This window comes from Cloacibacillus evryensis DSM 19522 (assembly GCF_000585335.1).
Lineage (GTDB): Bacteria > Synergistota > Synergistia > Synergistales > Synergistaceae > Cloacibacillus > Cloacibacillus evryensis.
Genome location: NZ_KK073872.1, coordinates 3,347,985 through 3,365,228 on the forward strand (window position 1 = coordinate 3,347,985; position 17,244 = coordinate 3,365,228).

Consider the following 17,244-nt stretch of genomic DNA (forward strand, 5'->3'; position numbering starts at 1 on the left):
TAAGAATGTAATATTTATTCTGGATATACTAAAGACTTTTTTTAAAAAATTCTCCGTTCTTCATGATAACGTGTATTTTGTCCCTATTTTGAATTATTTGGGGGTCTTTTAGCGGATCGCCTTCAACCAATAAGAGGTCTGCCAATTTCCCTTCTTCAAGCGTGCCGATTTTGTCTTGTTTTTTTAGTAGTTCGGCATTTCTTTTAGTCATTGCCAACAATGCGTTCATTGACCCCATAACCTTCGCTTTTAACTCGAGTTCTGTTCCTTTAAATGGCTGGCAATCTCCGACAAGGTCAGACCCGGATGCTATTTTAAGACCTGCTTTGTACGCAATATCCAACGCTTCAAATGCATGATCTGCTACGTATTTCATTTTACGCATAAAATAATCTGGGAATCCCATAGAGTCCCCCTTTCTGCTCATTATGTAATATGTCGATATAGTCGGCACAAGCCAGCACTCTTTGCTTTTTATCAGGGCGGCTGTCTTTGCGTCCAGGAAATTACCATGCTCTATACTGTATACTCCAGCATTGGCACATAGAGTCATACTTCTATTTGAGTAGCAATGTCCAATGGTGTCCTTGCCGGCTGCATCTGCTTCCTCGACTGCGGCTTTTATTTCTTCAATAGAAAACTGAGAAGATTCCGGTTCATCTGATTCGCTTGAACACCCGCCCCCTGTCATCAATTTAATGTGGTCTGCTCCTCGCCGAAGTTGTTCTCTTGCCATTTTTCTCACTTGATCAACGCCGTCGCACACAACTCCTTCCAGTGGATCCTCAATGGGTTCTCTTATTTCGACAGAGAGTCGATGGTCGGAGTGTCCGCCAGTCATTGTAAGAATATGGTTGCATACAGTCATTCTTGGTCCTATGGTAATGCCACAGTTTATTGCTTCTCGAAATCCTGCGTCTACGCCCCCACAGTCTCTTACAGTTGTAAATCCTTGGAATAAGGTATCTTCTAAAATTTTGAAAGCCTTCATATACCTCATTCCAATGAAATAGCGCCGCGATTTTTCCACAGAGTTATTTTGATAACTTGATGCATGTATATGTGCATCAATCAATCCAGGCATCAATGTCATGCCCTTACAATCCACTTTTTCTGTTACATGAATATTAGGTGGAGTCTGTGAAAAACCAATCTCTTTAATACAGCCGCTATCAACTAATAGCCATGCTGGATACTGTGGCTCTCGTCCTGTACAATCCAATAACGTCGCATTATAGAACAGTGTCACTATATCGCCTCCTAAAATGTCAAAAAACTATGATGCAATAAATAATTTAAGTTCAGTGAAAAGATTATATAGAATTGACATATCATATGTCTAAGACTAATATATTTATAATTAATATAGGCGCAAAGTTATAAATCGGAGGAATAGATGATGAGTCTCAGAGAACAGGAATACATGACGACGGTGGAAAAATGCGGTAGTATTTCGAAAGCTGCAGATTTACTCCATATCTCTCAACCTTCCCTTAGTCAATATATTCAAAAAATTGAAAGAAGGACAGGTTATCAAATTTTCGACAGAAGTAATAAGATTCTTTCTCTGACGGTTGCTGGTGTGGAGTATATGAATACATGTCATGAAATATTGCGATTGAGTAAAGAACTTATAAAAAAAATTGACGATATTTCTGAAATAAAGAGGGGGCGCATAGTAATAGGAGTAACATCTCATCGTAGCCCTTATTTGTTGCCAGAAATACTTTTCAATTTTCAAAGGAAGTATCCTGGTGTCAATTTAGACATCATAGAAAAATTATCTACAGATGAATTAGAGGATATAACTCTGCGCGGGGAAGTTGATCTTTTTTTTACGACCACCCCGTTAAAAAATAAAGGTTTTTCAATAGAACATTTATCGGATGATATCCTATCCTTAGTAATTCCGCCTGATAGTTACATTTCAGGAAACATGCAAAAAATGACGTTTGATGAGATTGGCGATTTTATTTGTTGTTCTTTATGTAACATGAAGTTTGTTTTATCGCCGCAAACCATGAAATTAGGCAGGTTAATACATAAATTATTTGAAAGGATAAACTTTGAGCCGCAGGTTTTTTTTGAAACATATAACATGGATACTGGAATTGCAATGGCAAGCAAGGGATTGTGTGCCTCTTTCACTTTTTCAACGTTAAAACCGCAAAAGGACTATGGAGAGGTTCCTCTTTATATACCAATCATGGATAAAGATTTTACTGTATCTCTTGTAATAGCCTTTCCTCGACAACGCTATTTGAGTAGGGCGGCGTCTGCGTTTATTCAGATGAGCAGGGAGATACTGGGGCAGCGTAACCTATTAAATTGTTAGATATAACATCGTGCTTCACCTAATCGTTGCTAAAAAGGCCACTCGGTTAGGTGCCCTAAAATTCCGCAGGATCCACCAAATAGATATTGCCGCCTATCTCCTAACACGGCGAAATTTTTCCGTGAAACGGAAAGATAAACTAAATTTCTGACATAATTTGGTATCTTACTGAAAAAATATTTGAATTTTGGCAAACAGAAAGCTATGCATAGCCAGGTTAAATCCACAGCTAACTAGTCTCCGCTGAAAAACTCAAAGAATCCAGTAATAGCCTGCATAAATCTTTAAATTTGAAGTAAAATATACGTAGAAAATATACAGTTATCAGGAGAAAACTACGATAATGAAGCCAAAGACCACAGAAGAACCTCAGGATAGATTATTTCAAGACAGGCTCGAAAACATGATCAATATGGACCATGAACTCGTAAAACTGGGCGATAAAATAAACTGGAAGACCTTCGAGAGTACATTAGGCGAGGTCTACATTGCGAACAAAGGTCGCCCCGGGCTTCCGACAAGGCTTATGGTCGGCCTTCACTATCTCAAAGGTCTTCGCGATCTTTCAGACGAAGCGACAGTTATGGAATTCCTAGAAAATCCATATTGGCAGTATTTTTGATGAACATACTAAGTTCGATTACGGAAATCAAAGATTTCCTATCTCACTTATGCGGAATGGAATACTTTATGACAGAGCTGCCGCTGGACTCCAGCTCAATGACGCGATGGCGCAAGAGGACCGGTCCCAAAGGTTTTGAAACGATGCTCAAAGAAAGCCTTGAGACGGCGATGCGCATGTGAAATGCCTTAAACCGAAAGACCTTGGCTGTGTCATCGTCGACACGACGGTACAGGAAAACGGCATAACATTTCCTACGGACCCCAAGCTCTACGCCAAGGGCATAGAATTATTGGTACGCGAGGCGAAACGAGCTGGAATGAAACTCAAACGGACCTACGCCAGGACGGTGCCTGCCCTTCAGCGCGCGAGCTGCAGGAATTTCCTGAAAGGCCGGATCGGAGATGAAATCAACGCTCTGATGGCAAGCTTTGCCCATAACCGGAAAAAGACCCTGAACCGCCTCAGGATTTTTGTTCAAATTTATCTAAAGGCAGAAAACCCGGCGTATACACATTTTGTAACATCACAGGAAATGAGAAAAATATATAAACTTACAAAAACAGAATAGACAGTGGTGTAGGTGGCAGTACGGGTAGGGGTAGGTAGTGTAGGTGTAGGGGGTACTCAAGTCGGGGATGCGGACATTTTTCCGGACCGATTTATGCTGCATAACAATGCTTCCGATTTAATAAAATTTGTGATTTCGGGGTGTTTCAGTATGAAATACCCCAACGCTTTACCACAATCTTTGATGGGGACGGTCCACTTCTTAGATGCCTCGAGTATACCCAATGTAATTATCTTGAGGGCCGACTCGTCGCTGGGGAAGATACGCCGATTGCGTGTCAGCTTACGAAGCGACATGTTGAGCGACTCTATCGTATTGGTCGTATAGATGATGTTCCGTATTTCGGCAGGGTAACTGAATATTGTGTTAAGATTTCCCCATTTACTCTCCCATTGCCTTGGTATCAGCGGATATACGGAGCCCCACTTCTCTTTAAAGCACTGAAGCGCATCAAGGCCAGCTGCTTCTGTCGGGGCGTTGTAGATGCTCTTCAGGTCATGCGATACAGTCAGAAGGCGGTCCCTTCGTTTTCCGTTATCCAGGCGCCGAGCAGTTCTTTACGGCTTTCGCTGTTGAGCCCGAGCGCGATCTGCACTGCTTTGTTGATGACTTTGCGGTCGCTGTGTATCTTTACCACCACAGCGTCAAGCCAGACTATGGGGTACATTGGGTCCAGCATCCTGTTTTGCCACTGCCGGGCGTCGTCCTCCATTGCTCCGGCAATTTCGGCCACAAGCGTCGCTGAGACGTCTACGCTGTAGAGCTCTTTGATCGTCGAGGATGTCGCGTGTGGTCATGCCTTTAGCGTAAAGGGCCATTACCGCCTTATCCAGAGGCCCGATTCGATGCTGCCGCTTGGGGACGATTTGAGGTTGGAATGTGCTTTTGCGATCGCGAGGGGTCTCTATCTTTATTTCTCCGAAGTCTCCCTTCACTGTTTTGCACCCTTTGCCGTTGCGGGAATTCCCTGATTCTCGGCCGCTTTCCGGGTTGTATTCATCGTCAAGATGGTAGTCCATCTCGGCGTCCATTATCCGTTCGATTGCGCGTTTGGTAAGCTGTTTTAGGATCCCATCTTCTCCAAGCAGGTCGCTCGGTTCCTTGTAATCTTTCAGCAGCTCGTCGATAAGTGCATCGCTTATCTTGTTCGGCTGTTCCTCTGTGTTTACTTTGCTCGTTTTCATATCTGTGCAAGGTCTCCTATCTTCTGGTAATTTGTTGTCCAGCGTATTGTCATTTTGCGTTGGCCCTTAACGGAGGCCTTACACAGATTATCTCACAGAAGAAATTGGTTGGTATATCTTTCTATGAATCAGCGTTTCCCTAGAGGTATGAGGCTATACCTCGCTTTGCCGTACTGCGTTAATGAAATGCCGATCGCGCTCTTTCTGCGTGTATAATAGACATTATGTGGAATAATATCTTATCGTGGACAGGGGCGGAGTTATGCGGGAAGAAACTTACAGCGCCGGGATGGTCTCTAAACCTTTCTGGTATCTAGAATTCAATACGGCGGCGCAGCTTGCGGCCGAAGGCTGCGGCTGGGATGAGATAAAACGGCGTGCGCTCTGCGAGAACCTTTTCGGCGCGGCGAAACTCTATCGCGCCAAAGAAATTTTTAACGCCGTCAGCCGCCGCGTTCAAACGCTGGACGGCGTGCTGCTTGCGCTCTTCTGCGAATCTGGGCTGCCTGTTAAAAAGACCTTAGCGCTCTGCGCCGTCATGCGGACGGACCGGCTCTTCTTTGAATTTGTAAACGAGGTCTATCGCGGCAAGCTCGAACTCGGCGAAGCTAAACTGCGCGACGTCTACATCAACGCATTCTTTACACAAAAGGCGGAGCAGGGCGAGCCTGTTGCATCATGGACCGACTATACTTTAAAGAAACTTGCTAACAGCTATAAAAATGTTCTCTTAGAGGCGGGCGCGCTGCGGCGCGGCAGCGACGGATATATACTGACTCCGCCGGTCCTTGCCGAACCGGCGCGGGCTCTGTTCCGGCAGCACGGCATGGGGCCTTGCGTCGCGGCACTTACGGGGGCGAAGTAAATGTCCAATACAGAACAGCGGCTTGACAGGCTCGAACAGGAGATAGCCAGCCCGCGCTTTCTTGAAAACAAAGGGCTGGGCAACGAGGTCCGCTATTACGTCTTTGACTACCCAGCGGCAGACGAGCTGGCCGTGCGCGCCCGCACCGCCGCCATACTGAAGAAGAACGCCGGCGGCGGCGCACCGTTTCGGATAGCCGCATTCGACTTATATGACCTGATTATGGACCTTCTTAACGAAAAAGGTCTGCTTGAAAAATGCTTTGAGATGGAGAAAACCAAGGGGCTGCCCTTTGTCGGCCATGCGATAGGCAGCGCGCTGCGCTTCTCGGGCGACAACAGCCCGGTCATACGGCGCATTCAGGAAAATACTCCGGACGGCGCGGTCGTCTTCCTCTCCGGCGTTGGAAAATGCTATCCTATCCTACGCTCGCACAAGATACTCAACGACCTTCATCAGGTGATGAACAAAGCGCCGGTCGTGCTCTTTTACCCGGGGCGATACGACGGGCAGGAGCTCGTCCTCTTTTCTGAGGCCGCAGCGAAGGACGACAACTATTACAGAGCTTTTAAGATCGTAGATTAAACGACAGAATAAAATCGGGAGGGACCGCGCATGCTGCTTAAAGATATGTTCGCAAAGCCGATAGACAGAGATATCCAAGGCGTCATTACGATTGGGCGTGAGGCCGATTCGAATGTCCGGCAGGAACTAGAGGAATATGTCGTGACGCGCGAGATGCAGAAACATTTCGCAGCTTTTTTCAGCAGTTATAAAAAGAGCCTGAACGAGAAGACTGACAGGACCGGCGTCTGGATATCGGGCTTCTTCGGAAGCGGTAAATCTCATTTTCTGAAAATGATCTCGTATATACTTGATAACAAAACAGCCGACGACAAGCGCGCGCTGGATTACTTCATCGACGGCAGTAAAATTGAAGACCCCATGGTGTTGGCCGACATGAAGCTCGCGGCCTCCGTCCCAAACGACGTTATCCTGTTCAATATAGACTCGAAGAGTGACGGCGGCTCCTCCGGTTCCAAAGATAAAATAACGGCGGTCTTCCTGCGCGTCTTCAACGAAAAACTTGGCTTCTGCCCTACCAACTCCATAGTCGCGCAGCTTGAGCGCGAGCTGACGGACAAAGGGCTTTACGGCGGATTCAAAGCCGCTTTTGCGCAGGCGAACGGCGCCGAGTGGCTGGAAGTGAGGGACGCCTTCTCTTTTTACCACGACGATATCGTCTCCGCGCTTGCCTCCATAGGCTTCATGACAGAAGAGGCCGCGCGTGCGTTTTGCGCCGGCGCAGATAACGACAGCGTGCCCGCCTCCGAGGATCTTGCCAGGCTCATCCAGAAATATCTCGATAAACAGGAACCAAACCGGCATATCGTCTTCCTCGCTGATGAAGTGGGCCAGTACATAGGTTCGGACGCGAAGCTTATGCTGAACCTGCAGACCCTCCAGGAAGACCTCGCTAAATACTGCGGCGGCCGCGCCTGGATAGTCGTAACCAGCCAGGAGGCGATAGACTCCATCGTACGGATCACAGGAGACGACTTCTCTAAGATACAGGGCCGCTTCGCCACACGCCTCTCGCTCTCATCCGCCAACGTTGACGAAGTGATACGCAGAAGGCTGCTTGTAAAAAACGCCCCCGCTGCGGAAACGCTCTCCGCGCTCTACGACGGCCGCGCAACTGTGATAAAGAACCTCATAACCTTTCGCGGAGAGGTTGAGCGCAAACTCTATGCTGGGCGCGGGGATTTCGCGGCGGTCTATCCTTTCGTTCCCTATCAGTTCGACCTGCTCGTCGACGTGCTGAAATCCATCCGCACGGAGGGCGCGGCGGGCCGTCATCTTGCAACCGGAGAGCGCTCCATGCTGGGGCTCTTCCAGGAATCGGCCGTACGCCTCAAAGAATGTACGGAAGGCGCGCTGGTCCCGTTCGATATGTTCTACGACGCGCTGGAACGTTTTCTTGACCATGGTATCCGCGTCGTCATAGCGCGCGCGTATGATAGCGGCATCGTCAATCCGCGCGGCGAAAAGGACTGCTTTGAAGTAAAAGTCCTCAAAACGCTCTTCATGGTGAAATACGTTCCCGGGTTTGTCGCCAATGTGGAAAACATAACCAGCCTTATGGTGACGAATATCGACGAAGATGGCCTCGCGCTGCGCGAAAGGGTACAGGCGGCGCTCGACCTGCTTTGCGGACAGATGTTTGTCCACAGGGCCGCCGACAGGTACATCTTCCGGACGGACGAAGAACAGGAAGTCGACCGCGAGATAGACGGACAGGACGTGCAGATCGCGGAAGTCACCGCCGTCATATCGTCCCTCATTTTTGAAGATATCTATCAGGACCGCAAATATAAGCTGCCGCGCCTCAATAACCGTTATGCCTTTGGATTCAACCAGTTCGTCGACGAACGGCCGCATCGCGCCGCGCAGAACAACGACATCGGCCTGCGCGTGCTGACGCCGGATTGGAGCGGCAGCCGCGATCCCGGCGTCCTCGCCCTGCGCTCCATGAAAGAGGTCATAGTGCTGCTGCCTGACGACGCCGCCTTCGCAAATGAGATACAGAAGGCGCTGAAGATCGAAAAATATCTGCGCCTCAATGTACATTCAAAGGCGCTCGTCAACTATGACAATATCAGCCGTGAAAAATCCGCCGAAATGCAGGACTGCAGGGCAAGCGCTGCGGCCTATCTGAAACAGGTGCTCTCAGATTCCGCCGTATTCGTCAACGGCAGCGAGCTGAAGCTTGGCGAGAGCGACCCCGTAAGAAAGATGAACGCGGCGATGGAGCGCCTTGTGGAGACGATGTACAGCAAGCTGGGCTACATAGACGCGCCTAAGGGCGAGGCCGACATCATCGCAATGCTGCGCGCAGAAGACAAACAGACCTCTGTGCTCGGTGAAGGCGAAACGTCGAACCACCTGGCGCTGGCCGATCTGCTGGACTTCATAGAAAACGAGACCATCAGCCATAGGCGCACATCGCTGAAAACAGCAGCGGACCGCTTTATGAAGCCGCCGTACGGATTCGTGCCGGACGACGCCGCGTGGCTTGCGGCGAAGCTATTCAAAGACGGCGCCATATCGCTCTATATAAACGGCGCGCAGATCACGGCGGGCAGCAAAACGCCGCAGGAGCTGGCCGCCATGCTGACAAAATCGGCCTTCGCTGAAAAGCTGCTGATGGAAAAACGCGAAAAAGCAAGCGACAAACAACTGCGGGCAATCAAAGAGGTAATGAAGGAGCTCTTCAGCGTCACGGAACTGCCGCAGTCCGAAGACAGGCTGCTCGCAGATTTCCGCACGCAGGCCGATAGGCTGCGGCTCAGCGAGATCGCGGAATTTCTGAAAGACACGCGCAGAGACGCCGGTCTTCCGGGCAGGGAAATACTTGAAGCCGGCGAAAAGCTGCTTATAGACCTCCGCCGCGTCACAAGCACCTCGCAGCTCTTTGCGCTGATAGAGAAAGAAAAAGACGCGCTGCTGGAATTTGCCGAAGACTACGAACCGATAAAGAATTTCTACAGCGGCGCGCAAAAAGATATATTCCTGCGCGCAATGCGTATATCCAGGCTTTGCGCTGATGCCGGCACCTTCGCGTCGCAGGAGCCTGAACTAAAAGCCGCCGCGTCGCAGATAAACGACATAATATCAAGGAACGCGCCGTACGGAGAAGTTTACAAACTGAGCGAACTGATAGAGCGCTGCAGAAAGTCTTACGGAAAAATGCTAGAAGAGATGCGCGCCCCGATACTCAGCGAGCTTGCCCAGTCGCAGGAAAACACGCGGCGCGCGCTCGCGGCTGGAGGTCCGTACAGCGAAGGCCTGCGCAGCGCCTTCGAAGGCAGCTACAACATGCTGAAAAAGAAGATATCCGAATGTGCCGGCATACCGCTGCTGCTGACGCACCGCGCAGAAATAATGAACGTTGAACGGGAGCTTGCACGGCGCATAAAGATGGAATCCGACAACAACGCCGAAAAGCTCAAAGCGATCGGCGCAAAGCCGACGGCGCCGCAGCACACCGACAACGCGCCGGAGCCGCCTGATGAAAACACGCCGTCCCGCACCGCATCCCCTAAACAGGTGAGCCTAAAATGGGCCCAGCTCGGCCTTGGCAGCACATGGCGCATAAACAGCGCGGCGGATGTGGAAAACCGCGTCGCGGCGCTGCGCGAAAAGCTCATGAAAGAGCTCGAACAGGAAGGCTGCGCGGAAATAACCGTCAGCTTCGAGGACTAGCCTACAATGGACAAGAACGCGATAAAAAAATTCGCCGTAAAAGCGCGCGTGCGCTCGATAGAAGACGCCAGATACAGGGCCCGGCTCTGCGGAATCACGGAAAACGGCATAGCGCCCGCCGCCCCCGGCTCCACAAAAGACGCGCTCTTCATCGACATAGGCGCGGCGGAGCCCGTGATGCTGACGGGCCGCGAAGCCGCCATGCGCGCCGCGCTCGCAGATAAAATAAGCGAACGCGCCAAAGGCGGAACATACGCGGAAGCCTACAAAGCAGTAATGGAAGAGGCCGCCTACACCTGGTTCAACCGCCTCATAGCAGTGCGCTTCATGGAGGTCAACGACTATCTGCCCTCCGGCGTGCGCGTGCTGTCGTCGGAAGACCGCGCAAAGGCCGAACCGGACCTGGTAACGCGCCCCTTCGACTCGGACCTGGAATTCACAGAGGCCGAACGGCAGACGGTGCAGAAGCTGAAATTCGGCGAAACACGCCAGCTCGACGAGCTCTTCCGGATGCTCTTCATAAAGCAGTGCAACAAGCTCAACGAAATACTCCCAGGCCTCTTTGAAAAGACCGACGACTGGACGGAACTGCTACTCAACATTTCATACAGCGATCCCGAAGGCCTCGTGCGCAGCCTGACGTCGGAGATATCCGAAGACGACTTCAACGTCGAAAAAGAGGGCCAGGTCGAAATAATCGGCTGGCTGTATCAGTTCTACAACACCGAGCCGAAGGACGAAGCCTTCGCGCTGCTCAAAAAGAACGTGAAGGTGACGAAAGAACGCATCCCCGCCGTAACGCAGCTCTTCACGCCGGACTGGATAGTGCGCTACATGGTGGAAAACAGCGCCGGCCGGATTTGGACGGAACACCTGCGCGCTGTGGGCCAAGCCGCCGACGACGCGCAGACGGTGGCCGGGTTCGGATGGAAATACTATCTGCCAGAAGCTCCGCAGGAGCCCGAGGTCGAAAAAGAGCTTACCGCGATGCGCGAACAGCGCCGCGACCTGCACCCGGAAGAGATAAAAATAATCGATCCCTGTATGGGCAGCGGTCATATTTTAGTCTATGCCTTCGAACTTCTGATGCAGATCTACCAGTCCTGCGGCTACGCGCCGAAAGACGCGGCAGTCTCTATAATAAAAAATAATCTCTACGGCCTGGACATTGACGACCGCGCCTATCAGCTCGCCTACTTCGCCGTGATGATGAAGGCGAGGCAGTATGACAGGTTCCTCTTCCGACACAGGCCGAGGACGAACCTCTGGTCGATACAGGAGAGCAATTTCATAACCGAAGAGCTGATCAAATACGCGGCGCACGGCGATGAAAAGCTGGAAGACGCGATAAGGAGCATAAAAGCAGACCTCAGCGACGCGAAGGAATACGGTAGCATCTTGGACGTGAAGCCTGTGGATTTCGGTGCGCTGATAAAAAGCATAGAAGAGACAAGCGAAGCCGAAAAAATCGGCATCGGTTTAGGAACGGACGCGCTGGAAGAATTGTTGCCGCTTGTGAAGCAGGCAAAGGTAATGGCGCAGAAATACGACGCAGTAATAACAAATCCGCCGTATATGGGCAGCAGCAACATGGACGCTGCGCTGTCGGAGTATGTTAAGAAGAATTACCCGGACACAAAGTCTGACATGAGCACAGTATTCATGGAAAAGTGCCTGCGGTTCTGCTCTAAAGACGGATTTATTGCTATGCTAAACATTCCTGTATGGATGTTTTTATCAAGTTATGAAAAGCTGCGGAAGAGCCTGATTGAAAAAGACTTGTTCATAAACATGCTTCATTTAGGACGCGGCGTATTTGGGTCTGATTTCGGGACTACTTCATTTGTTATTGAAAATACAAGCGTACAGAAATATATAGGAAATTATAAGCGCCTTTTCCCAAGGCAAGGTGCTGTAGATACTATTGAGCAGAAAGAAATGTGGTTTCTTGATGGATTTGGGAATTACATCGCGGATCAGGGTGATTTTACAGGAATCCCAGGAGCCCCTGTAGCATACTGGGTGAGTAGTAAACTATTATCTATAATTAGAGAGAATCGGAACTTAGACTCTTACGCATCTCCACGACAAGGTTTAATAACAGGCGATAATAATAGATTCTTGCGACTATGGTTTGAAGTAAGTGCCATTAAAACTGGTTTTTATAGTAATAAAAATTATAAATGGATGCCTATTAATAAAGGTGGCGAGTTTAGACGGTGGTACGGAAATCAGGAGCATGTTATAAACTGGGAAAATGAGGGAGCGGAAATATTAAATTACAAGGATGAATACGGAAAACTTCGTTCTCGTCCGCAAAATTTGTCTTACAATTTTCAAGAGAGCCTCAGTTGGTCTTTAGTAACAAGTGGTGGCTTTTCTGTGAGATACTACCCCAATAGCTTTATGTTTAATGTTGCTGGAATTGCTTGTTTTCCACAGAAATTTCTTCTATATATTCTCGGTTTATTGAATACAAAAATTACATCTTGTATTACTCAAATACTTAATCCCACCATTAATATGAATGCAGGGGATGTAGCAAAGGTGCCAGTTGTTATTTCATGTCCTCATGAATTAATTATTTGCAAATATGTCAGTGAAGCTATCGACATCTCCAAATCCGACTGGGACTCCTTTGAAACCTCCTGGGACTTCCAAACGCACCCGTTCCTCGCGTTCAAGACCGACGGTTTCGCCGAACACGCCTTCGACGCGTGGCAGACTCACGCCGCGGAACAGTTCGCACAGCTAAAGGCGAACGAAGAAGAGCTGAACCGCATCTTCATCGACATATACGGCCTTCAGGACGAACTTTCACCGGAAGAAGAGGATAAGGATGTCACCGTACGCCGCGCCGACCTCGCGCGCGACGTGCGCAGCTTCGTCTCCTACGGTGTTGGCTGTATCCTCGGGCGGTACTCGCTCGCCACGCCGGGCCTTGCCTACGCTGGCGGAGCTTGGAACGCATCAAAATACTCCACGTTCATGCCGGACGCCGACAACTGCGTCCCCATAACGGACGAAGAATATTTCAGCGACGACATCGTGACGCGCTTCGCGGCTTTCGTCAGCGCCGCCTTCGGCGCGGAAACGCTGGAAGCAAACCTGGACTTCATCGCGCGCGCCCTGGGCTCTAAAGGCGCAACGCCGCGCGCCGCGCTGCGGAATTATTTCCTGAACGACTTCTTTAAAGACCACTGCAAAATTTATCAGAAGCGCCCGATCTACTGGCTCTTCGACAGCGGCAAAGAAAACAGCTTCAAGGCGCTCTTCTACCTGCACCGCTATAACGCGGACACGGTCGGCAACATGCGCGTTGAGTACCTGCACCCGCTGCAGGAAAAGTACGAGCGCCGCCTAGAAATGGAAAAACAGGCCGCTGAAAAGTCCCCCAGCGCGCGCGACAAAGCCATTGCAAAAGCCGCCGCGGAAAAACTGACGCGCCAGATAAAAGAGATAAAAGCCTACGACCAGAAAATATCCCACCTGGCCGCAGCCCGCATCTCCCTCGACCTCGACGACGGAGTAAAAGCCAACTACGAAAAACTCCAAACCGCCAAAGACGCCCAAAACCTCGAGATCTTAGCTAAAATAAAGTAGAAATAATAAAAATAGGAGAACATAATGATAAAGTCTATTACATTAAGAAATATAGCTACATACGATGGCAATGGTATTCTTATCAAAGACTGTAAGCCTATTAATATAATCTATGGTGACAATGGGACAGGAAAAACTACTATCAGCAATTATTTAAAAGACATGAGTAATGTATGTTATAAAGATTGCAATGTGAAATTTGAGGAGTCAGAATTACCAGAAATATTAGTCTATAATAAAAAATTTAAAGAAGAAAATTTTGGTAATGATGAAGTTCCAGGAATATTTACTCTTGGAAAATCTTCTAAAGAACAACAAAACAAGATAAATGAAAAAAAAGGCCTACTTCAAAAAGATATAGGACAGTTAGATTTTGTGCATGATTCAATAGATAGATTAACAAAAGAAATGACTAATGATACCACCGATTTCATTGAAGTTGTCTGGGGACAACTTTATAAGAAATATGAAGGACCTTTTGCTATGGCATTTAAAGGTTACAGGGATAGTAAGCAAAAGTTTTTTGATAAAGCAATGCAAGAATATCAAGCATTAAATGAAAATAGTAATACGTATGAGGAATTAAAAGATAAAGCTGATATCCTATTTAATAAAGAGTCTACAGTTTTAAATAATATAACAAACATTGATGAAAGCAGCATAAAAAGACTTATTGATGTTGAATTCAACGAAATATGGGGAAAGAATATAATAGGAAAGCAAGATATAAAAATCGCTTCTCTAATCAATTACTTACAGAACAATGACTGGGTTCGTCAAGGACAAAATTATATAAGAGAAAATGACGTTTGCCCATTTTGTCAGCAACATACAATTACATCGGAATTCAAAAATGAATTACAGGAATATTTCAGCGGCGAATTCGAAAGAGATATAAATTTAATAAAAGATCTAATACAAAACTATGAAATTTGTTCAGCTCGGATTATAAAGCAGATAGGTGAGTTAGCTGACAAATACGAAATTAAAGTTAATAAGAATGTAAATATACCCCATTTAATAGAGGTGCAAAAATCTTTATGCGAGCAGATTAAGCATAATCTAGAATATTTTAAGAATAAATTAAAAGAACCTAGCCGAATTATTAGTATTTCCTCTACTGAGGAATCTATAAAAAAAATAGCAGATATAATAAAAAATGCTAATAGGTTTATTGATGATAATAACGCATTAGTTCTAAATCAGAAAGAAGAAATTTGCAATCTTACTAGCCTGATATGGAGTTTTATATTAAGTGAAAACAAAGATATATTTGAAGGCTATTGTAAAAAAAATGCCGGGCAGAATAATGGTATGAAAAATTTAAAAGAAAGAGTTGGGCAGATTAATCAAGATATTGCCTCATTAAAAATGGAGTTAGAAACATTAACCAAAGGGATTGTGAGTATTGAGCCTTCAATTAATGAAATGAATAATATCTTAAAATGCTCCGGCTTTTCTGGTTTTAAAATTACCAAAACAGAAAAAACGAATTTTTATCAAATTCAAAGAGACGATGGGACGTTGGTAAAAGACACGCTCAGTGAAGGAGAAATAACTTTTATAACGTTCATTTACTTCTTTCAGCTTATAAAAGGTAATTTTGATACTAATAATATTGGAAATAATCGTATTGTAATAATTGATGATCCCATCTCAAGCCTAGATACACACATACTATTTATAATTTCCAGTCTAATAAAGGCTATAATTACAGATATAAAGACTGGGGTAACAAATGTCAAACAACTATTTGTACTAACGCATAATTTATATTTTCATCAAGAGTTATCTTTTATAAACAGCAGAGAAAGTGAGAATGGAAAAACTTTTTTCTGGATACTAAGAAAAATGGACCGAAAGACAACTATTGATCATTATGAACAGCATAATCCGATACGATCTTCTTATACCCTCTTGTGGGATGAAATAAAAAATTATGATAGTTTGACCAATATCTCATTACAAAATAATATGCGTAGGATTCTAGAATATTATTTTACCATTTTAGGTGGATATAAATATGAAAATATTATAGAACGACTAGAGACAATACAAGAAAAAGAAATTTGCCATTCATTATTTTCCTGGATCAATAGCGGATCTCATGGAATAACTGATGATCTTTATTCTCCGCCGAGCAATGAAAATAACGAATTATATTTTAATATTTTTAAAAAGATTTTTGCCTTTGCGAACCAGATTAGCCATTTTAATATGATGTTGGGTTTAAAAGATGAATAACAGAATTCAAGATATTTTATCTGATTTAAGTAAATTCAAATACGAGAATGAGTGCTTAGAAGCCAAAAGCGCAGCACACGGCCTTCCGCAGAGTGTTTGGGCTACTTATTCCGCGTTTGCCAACACGCTGGGCGGGGTTATATTGTTGGGCGTTGCGGAAAACGAGGATAAATCGCTGCGTGTTGTGGGGCTCGACGATCCTCAGAAGATCATCCGAGATTTCTGGAGCGCTGTCAATGACAGGGCAAAAGTCAGCGTCAATATCCTCCATGACAGGCACGTCCGTGTCGAAGAGGCTGATGGGAATAACATCGTCGTTATAGAGATTCCCGCCGCAGATAGGCATTACCGCCCCGTCTTCACTGGCGGAGACCTGCTGAACGGGACGTTCCGCCGCAACAGTGAGGGCGATTACCACTGTTCACGCGAAGAGATAAATGCGATGGTGCGTGACCAGACGGATATGCCGCTGGATACGGCGACCGTGCCGGAAATGACGCCGGCTGTTTTCAATGCGGATACGCTGAAAAGCTACAGAAACCGATTCAGGGTCTTTAAGCCTGACCATATCTGGAACAGCCTTGAAGACGTCGAATTCCTTGAAAAGATAGGCGCTGTCAGGATAGGCGAAGACGACAGGCTGCACCCTACAAAGGCCGGCCTTCTGATGTTCGCCAATGAATATGACATCGTTAAGGAGTTCCCGAATTATTTCCTCGATTTCCGTGAGACGGAGCCCGGGGCCGAGCGCTGGTCCGACCGCGTCGTCTCTTCTTCCGGAGACTGGAGTGGCAATCTTTTTGACTTTTATTTCAAGATAATAGCGCGCATGACTGCGGGGCTTAAAGTCCCGTTTGCTCTGAAAGACGGGCTGGACCGCGTAGACGATACAGAGGCTCATAAGGCGATGAGGGAAGCGCTCGCAAACGCGCTCATTCATTCCGACTACTGCGGCAGGCGCGGCATTGTCGTAGAAAAATCGCCTGGGCGCGTTGCTATAGGCAATCCCGGCTCTATGCGCATAAGCATTGAGGAGGCTATGAGCGGCGGCGTCTCGGACCCGCGCAACGCGGTTATTTTTAAGGTTTTTTCTTTCCTTGCAATAGGCGAACGGGCCGGAAGCGGCCTCTATAATATTCGGACTGTATGGCAAAAGAACGGATGGAAACAGCCGGAGCTTACGCAAAAGCTATCGCCCGACCGCGTGACACTGATACTGGAATATGAGACTGTTGAGCCTAATCAATCTCATAATGAGACTAATGGTGAGACTATTGAGCCTGTAAATGAGACTAATAAGGATGTGAATGATACTGTAAAGCCCTTAGATGGGCAGTTAGACAAGACTAATGACACTAAGGATGCAAGGCTTATAAAGGTTATTTTAGAAAACCCGCATGCGAGTTATTCTGAGATTGCCAATAAATTGGGAGTGTCGCGGGCAAGTGTTGCCAGGAGGCTAGCAACTCTTCGTTCAAAAAATATCATTAAGCGAAAAGGGACTAAACGTTCCGGAGTTTGGATACTAATAGAAAATGCTAAATGAGACTATTT

General features: G+C 47.1%; 11 protein-coding genes and 1 pseudogene. 9 read left to right on the forward strand and 3 right to left on the reverse strand.

The annotated features are described in order from the left end of the window. Nucleotides 1–28 precede the first annotated feature (28 nt). Nucleotides 29–1,249, reverse strand: coding sequence for a metal-dependent hydrolase family protein (locus CLOEV_RS16645; RefSeq protein WP_084482483.1), 1,221 nt, complete (start codon nucleotides 1,247–1,249; stop codon nucleotides 29–31). A gap of 150 nt (nucleotides 1,250–1,399) precedes the next feature. Between CLOEV_RS16645 and CLOEV_RS14935 the strand changes: the two genes are divergently transcribed. From CLOEV_RS14935 to CLOEV_RS16980, 3 genes are all read left to right on the forward strand, one after another. Then, on the forward strand, nucleotides 1,400–2,335 hold the full coding sequence (locus CLOEV_RS14935) for a LysR family transcriptional regulator (RefSeq protein WP_034444768.1): 936 nt from the start codon (nucleotides 1,400–1,402) through the stop codon (nucleotides 2,333–2,335). A 343-nt stretch (nucleotides 2,336–2,678) separates the two neighbouring features. Beyond that, nucleotides 2,679–2,957: an IS5 family transposase gene (locus CLOEV_RS14940; protein WP_034444770.1), complete on the forward strand. Its 279-nt coding sequence runs from the start codon at nucleotides 2,679–2,681 to the stop codon at nucleotides 2,955–2,957. Nucleotides 2,958–3,276: 319 nt separating this feature from the next. Then, nucleotides 3,277–3,528: a hypothetical protein gene (locus CLOEV_RS16980; RefSeq protein ID WP_156938447.1), complete on the forward strand. Its 252-nt coding sequence runs from the start codon at nucleotides 3,277–3,279 to the stop codon at nucleotides 3,526–3,528. Nucleotides 3,529–3,584: 56 nt separating this feature from the next. Here the strand turns inward: CLOEV_RS16980 and CLOEV_RS17620 are convergent, their stop codons facing one another. Both CLOEV_RS17620 and CLOEV_RS16995 read right to left on the reverse strand, forming a co-directional pair. Next, entirely contained in the window at nucleotides 3,585–4,070 is a 486-nt protein-coding gene (locus CLOEV_RS17620; RefSeq protein WP_156938462.1) for a transposase, read from the reverse strand. After that, a pseudogene (locus tag CLOEV_RS16995) lies at nucleotides 4,037–4,712 on the reverse strand (IS256 family transposase). Before CLOEV_RS16995 ends, CLOEV_RS17620 begins: the two are co-directional and overlap by 34 nt. A gap of 262 nt (nucleotides 4,713–4,974) precedes the next feature. On the opposite strand from CLOEV_RS16995, the gene CLOEV_RS14955 reads away from it, so the two are divergent. The 6 genes from CLOEV_RS14955 to CLOEV_RS14980 are packed head-to-tail and all read left to right on the forward strand — an operon-like array spanning nucleotide 4,975 to nucleotide 17,236. After that, complete coding sequence (locus CLOEV_RS14955; RefSeq protein ID WP_034444772.1) at nucleotides 4,975–5,577, forward strand: DUF1819 family protein; 603 nt, start codon at nucleotides 4,975–4,977, stop codon at nucleotides 5,575–5,577. Next, complete coding sequence (locus tag CLOEV_RS14960) at nucleotides 5,578–6,162, forward strand: DUF1788 domain-containing protein (RefSeq protein WP_034444774.1); 585 nt, start codon at nucleotides 5,578–5,580, stop codon at nucleotides 6,160–6,162. A 30-nt stretch (nucleotides 6,163–6,192) separates the two neighbouring features. Beyond that, a complete protein-coding gene (gene brxC, locus CLOEV_RS14965; protein WP_051485152.1) occupies nucleotides 6,193–9,843 on the forward strand; it encodes a BREX system P-loop protein BrxC in 3,651 nt (1,216 codons plus the stop codon). A 6-nt stretch (nucleotides 9,844–9,849) separates the two neighbouring features. Then, nucleotides 9,850–13,446, forward strand: coding sequence for a BREX-1 system adenine-specific DNA-methyltransferase PglX (pglX, locus tag CLOEV_RS14970; RefSeq protein WP_034444776.1), 3,597 nt, complete (start codon nucleotides 9,850–9,852; stop codon nucleotides 13,444–13,446). Nucleotides 13,447–13,470: 24 nt separating this feature from the next. After that, nucleotides 13,471–15,690 carry an AAA family ATPase gene (locus CLOEV_RS14975; protein ID WP_034444779.1) on the forward strand — a complete coding sequence of 740 codons (2,220 nt, stop codon included), beginning with the start codon at nucleotides 13,471–13,473 and terminating at the stop codon, nucleotides 15,688–15,690. Beyond that, nucleotides 15,683–17,236 (forward strand): ATP-binding protein, encoded by a 1,554-nt coding sequence (locus tag CLOEV_RS14980; protein WP_034444781.1) that lies wholly within the window; start codon nucleotides 15,683–15,685, stop codon nucleotides 17,234–17,236. Before CLOEV_RS14975 ends, CLOEV_RS14980 begins: the two co-directional genes overlap by 8 nt. Nucleotides 17,237–17,244 lie beyond the last annotated feature (8 nt).